This window comes from Mariniflexile jejuense, assembly GCF_042675665.1.
Taxonomy (GTDB): Bacteria; Bacteroidota; Bacteroidia; order Flavobacteriales; family Flavobacteriaceae; genus Mariniflexile; species Mariniflexile jejuense.
This window is the reverse complement of sequence record NZ_JBHTJI010000001.1, coordinates 964,591-980,784: the sequence shown is the minus strand read 5'-3', so window position 1 is coordinate 980,784 and position 16,194 is coordinate 964,591. Positions and strand designations below refer to the sequence as shown.

Genomic DNA, 16,194 nt, shown 5'->3' with positions numbered 1-16,194 from the left:
TGAATATTTATGAGGCATTTAACCATATTGATATTAAGCATTTTAACCATACAACTAAGCCATGCTCAAATTAATGAATTAGGCATATTTGTAGGAGGTAGTAATTTTATTGGCGATGTTGGTGCTACCAATTACATTTCACCCAATCAACTAGCAATTGGTGGTATTTACAAATGGAATAGAAGTAAGCGCCATTCTTACAGAGCGTCTTTAATTTTTAGTGATTTGGAAGGTGTAGATACCAATTCAGACGATCCACGACGCATACAAAGAGGTTACCAATTTAATACCAAAATCACAGAAATTGCTTTAGGCATGGAATTTACTTTTATAGATTTCGATTTACATGCAGGCAGAAAAATAGGCACGCCATACTTATACTCAGGCATTAGTGCTGCACACCATGATAATTCTTATTTCTTAAATGGTTTACAAACCGATGAAAATAATTCTAGTTGGGCATTTGGAATTCCTATGGCAATAGGTTTTAAATCAAATTTTTTAGGAAATTTCATTTTAGGTGTTGAAGTTGGTGCACGATATACATTTTCAGACGCACTTGATGGTAGTTTACCAAAAAACACCAACCTGCAACAATATAGATTTGGAAATATAAATAACAACGATTGGTATGTGTTTTCGGGCATAACCCTAACCTATACATTTGGTGAAAACCCATGCTATTGTGTAAATTAAAATGAATTTAAAAGAAACAGTTTTAAGCAAAAACCTTCCAAAACACATTGCAATTATAATGGATGGCAATGGGCGTTGGGCAAAACAACAAGGCATGATGCGTGCTTTTGGGCACGAAAATGGCACAAAATCGGTTAGACAAACCGTTGAAGCTTGTGCAGAACTTGGTGTTGAAAACTTAACACTTTATGCTTTTTCAACCGAAAACTGGAATCGTCCTAAACTAGAAGTACAAACGCTTATGAAACTTTTGGTTTCATCATTAAAAAAAGAAATAAGCACACTTCAAAACAACAATATCAAATTAGCTGCCATAGGTAATTTAAACACCTTACCTAAAAAAGTTCATAAAGAACTACTAGAAGTTATTGAACAAACAAAAGGCAACACCAGAATGACTTTAACGTTAGCACTAAGCTACGGTTCTAGAGAAGAATTGCTAAATACTGTTAAAGAGATTAGTATTAAAGTTAAAAATAATATAATTTCGCTCGAAAAAATTGATGAATCAATTATTAATGAGCATCTTTACACGCATAATTTACCAGATGTAGATTTGCTTATTAGAACCAGTGGAGAGCAACGTATAAGCAACTTTTTACTTTGGCAAATTGCATATGCTGAACTGTATTTTACAAGCGTATTGTGGCCAGATTTTACAAAGCAGCATTTGTATGAAGCTATTATTGAATATCAAAAAAGAGAAAGACGATTTGGGAAAACAAGTGAACAACTTAGCTAATATTTTACCTTTGACAACATTTTTAAAAAACTGCACAGTACTATTCCTTTTTGCAATTAGTATTACCATTCAAGCACAAAACATACCAAGTAGCGGTAAAAAATACATATTAGGAGACGTAACAGTACAAGGTAATACATCTTTTAGTGAACAAACCATTATCACCTATTCTGGATTAAGCAAAGGAAAAGAAATAACCATTCCTGGTGAAGATATTGGTGATGCCATTAAAAAGCTTTGGAATTCAAAATTATTTAGCGACATAGAAGTTTATGTAACAAAAATTGAAGACAACGTTGCATACCTAGAAATTAGACTATCAGACCTTCCGCAGCTTAACGAATTAAAAATAAACGGTGTAAAAAAAGGTAAAACCGAAGGCATTATAAAAGACACTAAGTTAACTAAAGGTGTAAAAGTTACCGAAAACCTTATTACCACTACAAAAAACTTCCTAACCAAAAAATACAAAAAAGAAGGTTATTTAAACAGTAAAATACACATCAACACTATTGAAGTTAAAGATTCTACGCCAACTGCCCGCGTTAATATGGTACTTAATATTGATAAAGGTGAAAAAGTAAAAATAAAAGATATTGTATTTACAGGAAACGACGTTTTAAGTAACAAAATGCTTCGTAAAAGCATGAAGAGCACTAAAAAAATTAACCGTCTTAGAATTTTAAAACGTTCAAAATTTATTGACTCTGCTTATCAAGCCGATTTAGGTAAACTAATTGAAAAGTATAAAGAAAATGGCTATAGAGATGCTCGTATTGTATCAGACAGTATTATTAAAAATGATGACAATACCATTTCACTAAAAATTGGTGTTCTTGAAGGTGAACAATACACTTTTGGTAATATTACGTTTATTGGAAACACTGTATATTCAAACGAATATTTAAATAGAATTTTACGTATTAGAAAAGGCGACACTTACAATGGCGTTTTATTACAAAAACGTATTCAAGATGGTAGTAAACCCGATGCTTTTGATATAGCTAATGAATATCAAAACAATGGCTACTTATTCTCAAGTGTTAATCCTGTAGAAGTTGGTGCAGCCAACAACGTTATTGACATGGAAATTAGAATATCAGAAGGAAAACCTGCCTATTTTAATAATGTAACAGTAGTTGGAAATGATAAAACGAATGACCACGTTATCTATCGTGAAATAAGAACACGTCCAGGGCAACTTTACAGTAAAGCGAATGTGGTACGTACAGTAAGAGAGCTTGGTCAATTAGGATTTTTTGATGCACAAGAAATATCGCCAAACTTCAACAATCCAAATCCTAACGAAGGTACTATAGACATGGAATACTCGGTTAAAGAAACTGGGTCAAGTCAAATAGAACTTCAAGGTGGCTACGGTGGTGGTGGTTTTATTGGTACTTTAGGACTATCATTCAATAATTTTTCAATTAAAGATATTTTCAAAAAAGATGCTTATAAACCAATCCCTATGGGCGATGGTCAAAAACTAGCATTACGTTTACAAGCTAGCCGTTTTTATCAAACTTATAGTTTTTCATTTTCCGAGCCTTGGTTAGGGGGTAAACGCCCTGTACAATTTTCAACATCAATTTCACATACAAAGCAATTTCAATATAATTATCTAACAGGTAATGCTGATAAAAGTCAAAGTTTTAACATTACAGGAATTACCTTTGGCTTAGCTAAACGCTTACAAGTACCAGATGATTTCTTTGTGCTATCACAAGCTATTGGTTATCAGCGCTATGATTTAAATAATTATAATACAAACCTATTTACTTTTGGTAATGGTTTTTCTAACAACCTATCGTATACTGTTGGTTTAAGCAGAAACAACACCAGCGTAGATCCAATTTACCCAACTGGAGGTTCTAATTTTAATATAACTGCAAAAGTAACTTTACCTTATTCACTTTTTAATGGTGTTGATTACAAAGCTTTAAAAACAGAATATGATGCTTTAGACCTAACTAACACTACCGATTACGCCAGAGCTTCTGAAATTGACCAAGAGCGTTACAAATGGTTAGAATTCTACAAAGTAAAGTTTAAAGGCGATTGGTATACACAAATTACAAAAGACTTAGTATTACGCCCAAGTGTTGAATTCGGTTTTTTAGGAGCATATAATAACAATAGAGGTGCAATTCCTTTTGAACGTTTCTTCTTAGGTGGTGATGGTTTAGGAACCTATAGTTTAGATGGTAGAGAAGCTATCGCATTACGTGGTTATCCAAACCAATCGTTATCAGATAACGATGGTGGTACTATATATAATAAGTTTTCCTTAGAGCTTCGTTATCCAGTTACTTTAAAAGCATCAGCTAAAATTTACGCATTAAGCTTCTTAGAAGGTGGTGCATCATTTAATAGTTTTAGAGATTACAATCCATTCGATATTAAACGTTCTGCAGGTTTAGGTATTCGTATTTTCATGCCTGCGTTTGGCTTACTAGGTATCGATTTTGGTCATGGTTTCGATACCATACCAAGCGATACAGGTACTAGCCATGGATGGGAAACTCACTTCATAATTGGACAACAATTTTAATTTGGCACGATTTTTTCTAATAACAATTTGATGATTTAAACAAGAATTAAAATTTTTAAGATTATATTTCGTTAATTTTGAAGAGATAATTCCAAAAGTGGCAGAATTAACCATAAATCATCTGTCGGTTTTAAGAATTTATAAATAAATGAAAAAATTAAAAAAACAGACACACATGAAAAATAACGTTCTTTTTTTACTGACATTAGTTTTTATGATATCCTTTTCAGTTAATGCGCAACGTGGTGTAAGAATTGGTTATATAGACACAGAGTTTATTTTAGAAAATATTCCAGAATACCAAGAAGCCACATCACAATTAAATGATAAAGCTAATAAGTGGAAAATTGAAATTGACGAGAAATTAAGCACCATAGCACAAAAACGAAAAGATTTAAGCAACGAAAAAGCACTTTTAACAAAGGAATTAGTTGACGAACGCGAAGAAGATATTGCCTTTGAAGAAAAAGAAATATTAGACTATCAGCAAAAACGTTTTGGACCAAATGGCGATTTGTTTATTCAAAAAAAACAATTGATGCAGCCAATACAAGATCAAATTTTTGCAGCAGTTCAAGATATGGCAGCAACAAAACAGTATGATTTTATTTTTGATAAATCGTCGGATGCTGTTATGCTTTTTTCAGCAAAACAATTCGATTTAAGCGATCAAATAATACGAAGTATTACAAGAAGTGCAAAACGAACACAAGCCGAATCTAGAGCCGAGTTAAAAGCCGCCAAAGACGAAGAATTAGTTCCTGAAATTAATTATGAATTAGAAGCACGTCAAAAAGCATTAGAAGAGAAAAAAGCCGAACGCGAAAGCGCTATAGAAAAAGCTCGTCAAGAAAAATTAGACGCCCGTGCTGCAAAAGTTAAAGAAGCAGAAGATAGACGTCAAAAAATATTAGATGATCGCGAAAAAGCAAAACAAGAAAGATTAGATACAACAACTACACAACCCGAGGTTAAAGTAGAAGAAACAAATAAAGCTGTTGAAACAAAAGCGAAAGCCGAAACAAAAGCAGACCAAACAGCAAAACCTGTTGAAACAAAAATCGAACCTAAAGTTGAGGCCGAAACAAAAACACAGGCACAACTAATTGAAGAAAACAGACAGAAAAAATTAGCCGAACGTGAGGCAAGAAAAAAAGAATTAGAAGATAGAAAAAAGAAGATTTTAGAAGAGCGCCAAAAGGCAAAAGACAGTGTAAACAACAAATAACAATTTATAACACATTAATACTATTAAAAATGAAACAATTAAAAACCCTATTATTAGCAACTGCATTATGTATTGGAACTGTAAGTTTCTCTAACGCTCAAGGCAAAATTGCTCATATAAACACTCAAGATTTAATTACTGCGATGCCAGAAATGAAAACGGCACAAAAAGAATTAGAAACATTAAGTAAAAAATTCCAAACAGATATACAAGCTGCAGTAACAGAGTTTCAAACAACTTTAAAACAATACGAAGCAGAAGCAGCTACAAAAACTGAGGAAGAAAACGCAAAAAGAGGTCAAGAAATACAAGAAAAACAACAACGTATTCAACAATTTCAAGCAGACGCTCAAAAAGAATTACAAAAGAAAGAAGTTGATTTGCTACAACCAATTACCGAGAAAGCAAAAGCAGCTATTTTAAAAGTAGGTAGAGCACAAGGTTATGAATATGTTTTAGATGCATCACAAGGTGTTACTATTTTAGCCGATGGAAAAAACTTGCTAGACGACGTTAAAAAAGAATTAGGTATCTAGTTCAGATATAAATAAAATTTATAAAAAGCTGTCTTTTACAAGGCAGCTTTTTTATTTTTGTTATACTATGAACAAACAACCTATTGGCATTTTCGATTCTGGTGTTGGTGGCACATCTATTTGGAAAGAGATAAACCTACTTTTACCAAATGAAAACACCATCTATTTAGCAGATAGTGCCAATGCACCATATGGTTTAAAAAGCAAAGAAGCTATTATTAATTTAAGTATTAAAAATACCGAATACTTAATTAAAAAAGGCTGCAAAATTATAGTAGTAGCTTGTAACACAGCAACCACAAATGCTATTAATGAACTACGAGAAACTTACAAGATACCATTTATTGGTATTGAACCCGCTATAAAACCAGCAGCATTAAATACCCAAACGAAGGCTGTGGGTATTTTGGCAACCAAAGGAACACTTTCAAGCGAGTTGTTCCATAAAACTACCGATTTGTTTGCCAGCAATATAACTGTTATTGAACGCATAGGCGAAGGCATTGTAGAACTTATTGAAAGCGGACAATTATACTCGGAAGATATGAAAGTGTTGCTTAAATTATATTTACAACCTATGCTTAATGCCAATATTGATTATTTGGTGTTGGGCTGTACACATTACCCGTATTTAATGCCTTTATTGATAGAATTGCTTCCAAACCATGTTAAAATTATAGATTCTGGTGAAGCCGTTGCTAGACAAACCAAAGCCGTTTTAGATAAACACAATTTGCTAAACACACAAAGAAAAAAAGGTAACTATCAATTTTACACCAACAGAAATACAGATGTTATGGCTTCGCTTTTAGATAATGCGTTTGGTATTGATTATCTGGATTTTTGATTGAAGTTCTGCATTTGCGTTAGGGATAGAAGCGGAAATCCTTTTTGTGAGGCACGAACAAAAAGATTGTAGCGTATAGCCCGACCTGATTCCTGAACTTGTTTCAGGATAAAGGTAACGCCCAAATATTTAATAAGATTCCTTTTTTTCAAAGGAATTTACTCCTTAAACCAACTTGAATATTTTATATAGTTGTTTGCTATTCTATCTATTTGCCCAGAAATTAACTCTTGGCTTATATCCTTTATTTTTACAGCTGGCACACCGGCATAAATACTTCCTGATTCTATTCGTGTATTTTGGGTTACTACGGCACCTGCGGCTATAATGCTGTTACTTTCTACCACGCAATTATCCATAATAATGCTGCCCATACCTACCAAAACATTGTCGTGAATGGTGCAACCGTGTACTATAGCGTTGTGACCAATAGATACGTTGTTACCTATATTGGTTGGTGCTGTTAGGTATGTAGCATGTATAACGGCACCATCTTGCACATTTACTTTGTTGCCCATTTTTATGTAGTTTACATCACCACGAACTACGGCGTTAAACCAAATACTGCATTGAGTTCCTGCTACAACATCGCCTACAATGGTGGCATTTTCGGCTATGTAACAATCGTTTGGTAATTGTGGTGATTTTCCGTTTACTGATTTTATTATTGGCATTTTAATATTGATTATTGTCTATTTATTATTTGCTATTGAAAATACGATAAAAAATCTGCTTTTTTTGAAGCCGAAACCATAATTTCTTTTCCGTTACTTAACACTACGCTTCCGCCTTTACCTTTTACGTATTTCACAACTTCGGTAACGTTTACTAAATACGATTTGTGTACTCTTGCAAAGTTAGCACCGACCAATACATCTTCAAAATATTTTAATGTTTTACTTACTAGTTTTTTCTTGTTGTTGGTTAAATAAATTTCGGTGTAATTATCATCGGCTTTACAATATAGAATATCTGCTGTATTAATAACCTCAAAACCGTCCAATTGCGGAATGGTAATTTTACCGTTTGCATTATTGGTTTTTGGTACTAATACTTGGTTTTGCAAGGCGGTTTCTTTGGTTTTAATTTCGGTGATATAATCGACCGCTTTAATAAGCTCGTCTATAGAAATGGGTTTCATTAAATAATATGATGCATGGGCGTTTAAAGCATCAATAGCATAATGGTTGTAAGCTGTTACAAACACGGTTTCAAAATTAATGTTTCCAACTTTATCAAGTAGGTCGAATGCATTACCATAAGGCATTTCTACGTCAAGAAACACCACATCTAAATCGTTATTACGAATTAATAGCAAAGCTTCTTCTACGTTTGAAGCTTCGCCTAAAACACTTACGTTTGGGCAGTATTTTTTGAGATAATTTTTTAAAATGTCTCTGCTTGTTTCTTCGTCTTCTACTATGATGGCGTTTAGTTTCATGTTGTATTTTATTTTACCACTAATTCTTTTTTAAACAATTATTTATTGAAATTATAACAGCATATAATTAATCCTTTTTCAATGTTACAATCACTTTTGTTCCTGTATCTTCTGCATCTTGAAAATCATCAACATAAACATCTACTTTATCCTTATACATGGCATTTAAAATAGCAACACGTTTTTTAATGTTGCCCATACCTTTTGAAGTTTGCTTTTGCTGATTTTCAGTTTTTAATGCCTTCGATTTTTCTCTGCCTATACCATTATCTGTTATGGTTATTTTAATTTCTTCAGCATTTGTTTGCGCCATTGAAATTTCTAAAAATCCCTTCGTTTTTTTATACCTCAAACCATGCCAAACAGCATTTTCTATATAAGGTTGTAATAACATGGGTGGAATTACAAACTCACTAACATTGATGGTTTCGTCTATTAATATGTTGTAATCAAATTTATCTTGAAACCTAAAATGCTCTAGTTTTGTATACAGTTTTAGTAGTTCAATTTCTTTTTCAAGCTGAATAAAATCTTCTTCGCTATTTTCTAAAACTGCCCGCATTAATAGTGAAAAATCGGTTAAATATTTGTTTGCTGTACGTTCATCATTTGAAGCTATAAAACTGTTTACCGAATTGAGTGCATTAAAAATAAAATGCGGATTCATTTGACTTCTTAAACTTTTTAATGCCAACAAATTGTTTGCCAATCGCTGTTGTTTTATATACTTAAACATTAAAAATGCGGCTACCAAAAGCAAAAATAAACCACCTATTAGCGAGTAAATAATAAGCTTTTGGCGTTTAGCTTGCTCTATATTAAGCTCATATTTACTTTCAGATAATGCTCTATCACTTTCTAAACTTAAAATGCGGTTTTGTTTTGCAACAATATCTTTACTAAACCTTGCTGCTTGCGATATTTCTTGTTCTTTTATTGTATATAGTTTATCAACTAAATCTACATAACTTTGGTAAGCTACAAGTGCTTTATCAAACTCGCCAGCATCTCTGTAAACTTCCGATAATTTTCTGGTGGCATCTTTTTGAACTATAATATCTTCTCTATCATCAGCTTCTTCAATACTTTTTTTAAGGTACGGAATGGCATTAACATAATCCTTTTTTAAAGCAAAAGCACTACCTATTTTATAGTTTTGTTTTTGTAATGTTAGGTCGCTTTTGTTATCAATAATTGAATCGCGCTGAATGTCTTTAATGTATTTAATAGCTTCTTTTCTAAGTTCAATTTCACTAGAATAATTATTGATATTATTTTGAAAATCGGCTACTTTAATTTTTTCTTCAACGGCGCGTTTTTTGTTCTGATTGTTAGCTAGTTTTAAAGATTCATTAAAAAAACCTTCAGCTTTTTTATTTTCACCACTGGCATTATAAACCTGTGCTATTTTAGAATTTAAATCGGTTATTTTAGATGAAATTGCATGCTTTTGAGCAACTTTTAAACCTTCTTTAAAAGCATTTATAGAAGCTTCATAAGACATTGTTAAAAGATGTACATCACCAAGACCTTCGTACAACTGTACTAATTGCCAATTAGATAATTCCTTTTTATTGATGCGATTATAGGTTTGAAGACTTTCTTGATAGTTTTTATTGAATTTATATGCAGAAGCTAATTTTAGTTTTACCACATTAGCATCTTTATTCTGAAGGCTTATGCGATAGTTTGAAACTGCCAAATCGTACTGTTTCCAAAACACATAAATATCACCTAAAACTTCATAGGCTTCGCTATTTTCTTGTGCTGAATTGCTAGTTCCTAATGCTTTTTCAATAAATTGAATGCTTTTTTTTGCGTCTTTTTTTAAGTTAGTTTCAGCCGAATCTATTAGCGATTTAAATAAAATTGGGTTTGTTCTGGAATACTTGTTTTTTGAATATTGCAACTCGTCTGCACTCGGCTTCACTTCAATAGTAATACGCTCATTACTTTCAATAATGTAATAAACGGTTTCAAAATCTTTATGCTTAACGGTTAGCTCATCTCCTTTTTTTACTTCAATTCTAAAATTGCCGCTAAAATCGGTTGTGGTATATGAACCGCCATTTACTTCAATATTTACATTAGTAATTGGTTTTTTAGTATCGCTTTCAATTACTGAACCTCGAACCGTAAATGTTGTATTACTATTTTGCGTTTTGGAACTTACTTGCGCCAACACTTCTGTAGAAATAAACAATACAAAACAAAAAAAACATATATGTTTTAACAATAACCTCATCTACCTTTTTATAATAGATAAACTTACGCACTTTACTTGATAAAATAAAATGATGATTTTACAAAAAGGAGGTGATTTTGCACAAAAAAGAGGTGTTTACACAATTAAATAGCTAGTACACGTATTCAATTGGTTGGTTTACTCATTCTGGGTTTGAGAATAAAAAAGACGTCTTTAATTAACCGCAGGACAGTTACAAGAATACTTTTCACGTTTACAATTGAAATTATAGCCTAAAGTTAATTGATGAAAACCACCATTGGCAAACACCACAGAATTACTTTGGTACGTATAATTATATGCAAACATAAACTCGTTATAATTAACACCTAAAATTGGTGTAATTTGTTGCAAACGTTGGCTATTTATTGCGCCAGATTGTGTGTATTCGGCACCATCAAAACTATTTCTGTATGACAAACCACCCCAAACTTTACCAAATTCTACCTGTTTGTACACTTTCGCATTTACATCAATAGATGCTTCCTTGGTTTCATCTCTATATTGAAATAATACAGAAGGTTCATAACTCCATTCACTTCCGTATTTACTAAAAACATAACCTGTTGAAACCAAATAACGTCTTAAATTACTAGTTATATTCACATCTTTATTAACGCCAGAATTATTTAACACATTCTTTACAGTTGCATGAGCGTAAAAATCTAAAAAGTGATATGAAAAACCTAAATCGATATTGAAATTAGTTTCGTTTTGTACTACACCATCAATAATTGGGTCTGGACCATCAAACAAAAAAGAGGTTTCGTCTAATTTATATTGAATAAATCCTGCACTTAAACCAAAAGATAGCATGTTTAAATCGGCTTCACTTCTAGAAAACATAATATGATGCGCGTATGTTGCATAAGCACCCGTTTGCGAATGATACCCGTTTTTATCGGTATACAAAATACCACCAATGGCAGATTGCGATTCGCCTATTCTACCATTCATACTTAAGGTTAAAAGTTTAGGCGCATCATCATGTCCAAACCATTGTTGGCGTGCCGTAAGTCTTACTTTAGAACAATTAGCAGCACCAGCCATAGATGGATGAATTAAATAATAATTATCTGTAAGGTAATCAGTATATATAGGTAAGCCTTCTTGCGAATTAGCAATATAAGTGAATAAAACACCTATTACTACCATGAAAATATTTTTTAACTTCATAAAGTGTATTCCAACTGGTTCGATATTAATCAAACGTACTGATTATTAAAATATTACACAAAAAAAGCACTACTTTACCAATGCCTTTCTTACTCAAATGAATGAGACAACAAAACTCAAATATATGGATAACTAAAGTTTTCTTTTAGTATTTTTGTAAAAAATTAGCTAAAATGAATACTTTCAAGGTTTCCGTGCAAGAAACATCAAATAACGCCATCATTAAATTTGAAATTAACGCGTTTATAACCAAACATCAAAGTTTTGAATTTAATAATATAGACGATGCTAAACAATCACCTTTAGCACAACAACTATTCTATTTACCGTTTGTAAAAAAGGTATACATCTCTGGAAATTTTATTGCTGTAGAACGCTACAATATTGTAGAATGGCATGAAGTACAAGATGAAGTTGCCGAACAAATTGAAGCCTACCTAAACGATGGTGGCATAGTAATAGAAGAAACTGCGCAAGCAAAAAAAGTACCTGTAACGGTTTATGCTGAAAGTACGCCAAACCCGTCGGTAATGAAATTTGTTGCCAACAAAAAAATAGTAACTGCTCTATTTGAGTTCACATCAATTGATGATGCTAAATTATCGCCTTTAGCAACCGAGTTATTTCACTTTCCGTTTGTAAAAAGTGTTTTTATTGATGAAAATTACGTGTCAATTACAAAATACAACATGGCCGAATGGCAAGATATTACTATTGAATTGCGCGAGTTTATAAGAAGTTATATTGAAAATGGTAAAGATGTTGTATTACCTCATGCTGCTGAAACTTTAAAAAAATCGACTAAGCAATTAGATTCGCAATATGAATCTTTGGATGATACTTCAAAAGAAATTATTAATATTTTAGAAGAATATGTAAAACCCGCTGTAGCTAGTGATGGTGGAAATATTCAGTTTATATCTTATGATGCTGAAAGCAAAAATGTAAGCGTATTACTTCAAGGCGCATGCAGTGGCTGTCCGTCTTCAACATACACATTAAAAAGCGGTATAGAAAATATGTTGAAAGAAATGATGAAGGGTAAAGTTGAAACTGTTGAAGCAATAAACGGCTAATTGCATTAATTTTCTTAACTTTAGGTTTTAACTTAAAGTTTAAAAATTATGGCAGTATTAAAAGTAATTGAAATTTTATCTAATTCTGAAAAAAGTTGGGAAGAAGCAACTAGAAAAGCAGTTAAGCATGCTTCAAAAAGCGTTAAAAATATTCGCTCTGTGTATGTACAAGAACAAAGTGCAAGTGTTTTAGATGGTGAAGTAACCGAATTTAGAGTAAATCTTAAAATCACTTTTGAAGTGAATTAATTTTATAACAAAAAAAGCGTTCTTAAATTCTGAACGCTTTTTTTTGTAACCAAATTTCTTTAATTGCCCATAAAAATGACTCTATTAACAATCATCCTAGTAAGTTTTGTAGCCTTAGAACATGTTTACTTTTTAGTATTAGAAATGTTTTTATGGACAACGCCCAAGGGTATAAAAACCTTCGGTTTAAAATCTAAAACATTTGCTAACGATACCAAAGTACTAGCAGCAAACCAAGGCTTATATAATGGATTTTTAGCAGCAGGATTAGTGTTTTCACTAATTCAAAAAAACCCAATATTTACCGTTTTTTTTCTAATATGTGTGACAATTGCAGGTATTTATGGGTCTTACTCTACAAAGCAAATAAAACTATTTTACGTTCAAGCAGTTCCTGCTATTATAGCTTTAATTAGTTATTTTATGTAAACCTTAACTATTATTTTTCGTCTGTTTGCTTGTGAAATTTTTAATTTTAAACATTAAAACAAATTACAAATACAATTATGAATTTAGAAAACATTGACACCCAAAAGTGGATTGATTTAGCAACAGAATATGGCTTAAAAGTAATAGCCGCTATTATTTTATGGATTGTTGGTTCTTGGGTTATTAAAAAAATACTTAAAACTAGCCGCAAAATAATGACAAAAAGCAGCTATGATGAAAGTCTTCAAAAATTCCTATTAAATCTTTTAAATTGGGCTTTAAAAATACTTTTAATTATTACACTTTTAGGCACTTTAGGCGTTCCTACAACTTCTTTTGCTGCTATAATTGCCGCAGCTGGTTTAGCTGTTGGTTTAGCGTTACAAGGCTCGTTAGGAAACTTTGCTGGTGGCGTTTTAATTATGATTTTTAAACCTTTTAAAATTGGCGATTTAATTGAAGCGCAAGGAGAAGTGGGCGTAGTTAAACAAATAGAAATTTTCACAACCAAACTAACTGGACTTTCTAACAGAGAAATTATTATACCAAATGGTGCTTTATCTAATGGTAATATTATCAATTTTACTACAGAAGGAACACGTAGAGTAGATTTAGTTTTTGGTGTAAGTTATGATGCTGATATTAAAAAAACAAAAGAGGTATTAATGAATGTACTAACATCGCACCCAAAAGTGATTGACACGCCTGCGCCAACAGTAAATGTTTTAGAATTGGCCGATAGTTCTGTAAACTTTGCTGTAAGACCTTGGTGTAATGCTGAAGATTATTGGGCAGTTTACTTTGAAGTTACCGAAAACACTAAAATAGCTCTTGATGCTGCTGGTATTGAAATTCCATACCCACATCAAGTTGAAATTCAAAGAAAAGGATAATTTAATAAATTCTTCTAAATCTTTTATAAATCAAAAACACCTATCAGATTTTAAAATTTGATAGGTGTTTTTATTTTATTTTGAACTTTGCAAAGCCACAAAATCTTTTAAATAATAGGGTTCAAAATAAGCGACATCTTCAAAATCGCCTTTTTTGTATTTATTAAATGCCAATAAACTCATTTGGGTTGCTGAAGGCAATTTATTTTCAACAAAAATAGCGTTTGGGTGATTTATTAATGCTTTTGTTTTTTCAACACCATTACCTATAAAATAGACGTTGCCTTGGTTTAATTGTTCCGCGAAAGCGTTAGTATCTAAAACTTTAGCCTCGGTTTCTTTTATTTCATTATAATTTACATCTAAAATTGCAGTGTAAACTTCTAATCGGCGTGCATCTAACATAGGTACAATAACACCATCATTACACGCTATTTGATGCGCCAACGACTCTAGAGTAGAAACGGAAATTAACGGTTTACCTAATGCAAAACAAAGTCCTTTTGCTGCCGAAACACCTATACGCAACCCTGTATAAGAACCAGGACCTTTACTTATAGCTATGGCATCTAACTTATTGGGAGCAATGTTTGCTTCTTTTAAAACGGCATCAATAAACACATGTAAACTTTCGGCATGTGAATAGTTTTTGCTGTTATCTTCTTTTAAAACAATTGTTTTTCCTTCTTTTGAAAGTGATACTGAACAATTGGTTGTTGCGGTTTCTATACTTAGTATTAATGACACGTTAATTTGTTAAAGATTTACCCATGTAAAAGTCTAAAACTTTTGTCTTAAAAACAAAATCGTACTTAGCATTTATTAAAGAAGCTTCTGCATTTATTAATTGCACTCTGGCTTGCTCTAGTTCAAAAGTGTTCATTGCGCCAATATTATAGCGTTCTTGCGTATTACTAAATGCTAGTTCTTGAGCTGCTAACGATCTTTTTGCAGCTTCAAAAGCTTTTAGTGCAGCTTTAGCATCGGTAAAAGCACGTTGAATATTAGACTCCAAAGTTAGTTTTGCTTGGTCTAAGTTAAGTTTGCTATTTTCTTCTTGAATTTTAGATTTTGCTACGGCTGTTTTATTTTGAAATCTTGAAAAGATTGGAATAGAAACACTTAAATTAAAATTATGCCCTTTTAATAAATCTAATTCTCTAAAAAAAGCTTGTTTAGTGAAATCGTTTTTAGATTCACTCCAAACAGAACCAAAACCATAACCAAAATTTACTGATGGCAAATAGCCTGATTTTGATATTTCAGTATTTAATTCGGCATTTTCAATATTTTTTTCAGCCAATTTAATTTCACTTCTGTTTTGTAATGCGTAATTTAAAACTGGTTTAATGTTGTTATAAAGCAATTCTGAAGAAGGATTATCAATATCAATAGTTGCTACATCAAAACCATCATAACTAACTTGAAGTAATTGCGACAGATTAAGCAATGCCAAATCTACATTGTTTTGCGCTACAGTAACCTGTTGTTCATCTCTACTTAAAGTTGCTTCAGCATCAAAAATATTAGCTCTAGGTTGCACGCCAGCATCAACCAAACTTTTAACTTGTTTTAATTGTTTTTCAGTAAAACTGTATTGCGCCAAAGCTGTTTGCAAATTTTCTTTATTGAACAACACATTTAAATATGCATTTACAACATTTAGGGAAATATCGTCTTTAATACGTGCTAACTCTAAATTATTTATTTCTTGATTTAAGAACGATTGTTTATATAAATTCAAGGTTCTAAATCCGTTAAAAATATTTTGATTAACACTTAAATTGTAATTGAAGGAATGGGTTGTTTGATTATTTATACGTTGATTTGTAACTGGATCAAATCCTGAACCGATACTCATACGTTGTCCCATACTACCACTTACTGATGGAAGAAATTGTCCTCTAGCAGCAATAATATCCTGATCGTTAATCAATAAGGTATTTTGAGCTTGCTGAACAGTAATATTATTTTCAAGCGCATGGTTTACACAGGCTTCAAGCGTCCATTGTTTGTTTTGTGAAAATGAAGATATTCCTACTAAGAGCACTATTGTAGTAAGAACATACTTCATTTTAAGTG

Annotated in this window: 16 protein-coding genes; 10 read left to right on the top strand and 6 right to left on the bottom strand. The window is 32.0% G+C overall.

Annotation, left to right across the window (positions count from 1 at the left end):
• Positions 1-9 precede the first annotated feature (9 nt).
• From porG to murI, 6 genes are all read left to right on the top strand, one after another.
• Positions 10-696 carry a type IX secretion system protein PorG gene (gene porG / locus ACFQ1R_RS04225; protein ID WP_379924859.1) on the top strand — a complete coding sequence of 229 codons (687 nt, stop codon included), beginning with the start codon at positions 10-12 and terminating at the stop codon, positions 694-696.
• Between the two features lies 1 nt (position 697).
• Positions 698-1,438, top strand: a complete 741-nt coding sequence (locus ACFQ1R_RS04220; RefSeq protein WP_379924858.1) for an isoprenyl transferase — start codon at positions 698-700, stop codon at positions 1,436-1,438.
• Positions 1,371-3,992: an outer membrane protein assembly factor BamA gene (bamA, locus tag ACFQ1R_RS04215; RefSeq protein WP_379924857.1), complete on the top strand. Its 2,622-nt coding sequence runs from the start codon at positions 1,371-1,373 to the stop codon at positions 3,990-3,992. The genes ACFQ1R_RS04220 and bamA overlap by 68 nt, the downstream gene beginning before the upstream one ends.
• 214 nt (positions 3,993-4,206) lie before the next feature.
• Positions 4,207-5,220: an OmpH family outer membrane protein gene (locus ACFQ1R_RS04210; protein WP_379924856.1), complete on the top strand. Its 1,014-nt coding sequence runs from the start codon at positions 4,207-4,209 to the stop codon at positions 5,218-5,220.
• A gap of 29 nt (positions 5,221-5,249) precedes the next feature.
• Positions 5,250-5,756: an OmpH family outer membrane protein gene (locus ACFQ1R_RS04205; RefSeq protein WP_379924855.1), complete on the top strand. Its 507-nt coding sequence runs from the start codon at positions 5,250-5,252 to the stop codon at positions 5,754-5,756.
• Between the two features lie 67 nt (positions 5,757-5,823).
• The gene (gene murI / locus ACFQ1R_RS04200; RefSeq protein ID WP_379924854.1) at positions 5,824-6,603 is read left to right on the top strand and encodes a glutamate racemase; all 780 of its coding nucleotides are present in this window, start codon (positions 5,824-5,826) and stop codon (positions 6,601-6,603) included.
• Between the two features lie 158 nt (positions 6,604-6,761).
• On the opposite strand, the gene ACFQ1R_RS04195 is transcribed toward murI, so the two are convergent.
• The 4 genes from ACFQ1R_RS04195 to ACFQ1R_RS04180 form a co-directional block, all read right to left on the bottom strand.
• Entirely contained in the window at positions 6,762-7,277 is a 516-nt protein-coding gene (locus ACFQ1R_RS04195) for a gamma carbonic anhydrase family protein (RefSeq protein WP_379924853.1), read from the bottom strand.
• 32 nt (positions 7,278-7,309) lie between these two features.
• Positions 7,310-8,044 (bottom strand): LytR/AlgR family response regulator transcription factor, encoded by a 735-nt coding sequence (locus tag ACFQ1R_RS04190; protein WP_379924852.1) that lies wholly within the window; start codon positions 8,042-8,044, stop codon positions 7,310-7,312.
• A 67-nt stretch (positions 8,045-8,111) separates the two neighbouring features.
• Positions 8,112-10,289, bottom strand: a complete 2,178-nt coding sequence (locus ACFQ1R_RS04185) for a tetratricopeptide repeat-containing sensor histidine kinase (protein WP_379924851.1) — start codon at positions 10,287-10,289, stop codon at positions 8,112-8,114.
• Between the two features lie 174 nt (positions 10,290-10,463).
• Positions 10,464-11,465: a PorP/SprF family type IX secretion system membrane protein gene (locus tag ACFQ1R_RS04180; RefSeq protein WP_379924850.1), complete on the bottom strand. Its 1,002-nt coding sequence runs from the start codon at positions 11,463-11,465 to the stop codon at positions 10,464-10,466.
• Positions 11,466-11,638: 173 nt separating this feature from the next.
• On the opposite strand from ACFQ1R_RS04180, the gene ACFQ1R_RS04175 reads away from it, so the two are divergent.
• The 4 genes from ACFQ1R_RS04175 to ACFQ1R_RS04160 all read left to right on the top strand — a co-directional run bounded on the left by ACFQ1R_RS04175 (position 11,639) and on the right by ACFQ1R_RS04160 (position 14,112).
• Positions 11,639-12,541, top strand: a complete 903-nt coding sequence (locus tag ACFQ1R_RS04175; RefSeq protein WP_379924849.1) for a NifU family protein — start codon at positions 11,639-11,641, stop codon at positions 12,539-12,541.
• Between the two features lie 48 nt (positions 12,542-12,589).
• A complete protein-coding gene (locus ACFQ1R_RS04170) occupies positions 12,590-12,790 on the top strand; it encodes a dodecin family protein (RefSeq protein ID WP_379924848.1) in 201 nt (66 codons plus the stop codon).
• A 75-nt stretch (positions 12,791-12,865) separates the two neighbouring features.
• Entirely contained in the window at positions 12,866-13,219 is a 354-nt protein-coding gene (locus ACFQ1R_RS04165; protein WP_379924847.1) for a DUF1304 domain-containing protein, read from the top strand.
• A 77-nt stretch (positions 13,220-13,296) separates the two neighbouring features.
• On the top strand, positions 13,297-14,112 hold the full coding sequence (locus tag ACFQ1R_RS04160) for a mechanosensitive ion channel family protein (RefSeq protein ID WP_379924846.1): 816 nt from the start codon (positions 13,297-13,299) through the stop codon (positions 14,110-14,112).
• 75 nt (positions 14,113-14,187) lie between these two features.
• Here the strand turns inward: ACFQ1R_RS04160 and tsaB are convergent, their stop codons facing one another.
• Complete coding sequence (gene tsaB, locus ACFQ1R_RS04155; RefSeq protein ID WP_379924845.1) at positions 14,188-14,859, bottom strand: tRNA (adenosine(37)-N6)-threonylcarbamoyltransferase complex dimerization subunit type 1 TsaB; 672 nt, start codon at positions 14,857-14,859, stop codon at positions 14,188-14,190.
• A 1-nt stretch (position 14,860) separates the two neighbouring features.
• A complete protein-coding gene (locus ACFQ1R_RS04150; RefSeq protein WP_379924844.1) occupies positions 14,861-16,186 on the bottom strand; it encodes a TolC family protein in 1,326 nt (441 codons plus the stop codon).
• Between the last annotated feature and the right edge of the window lie 8 nt (positions 16,187-16,194).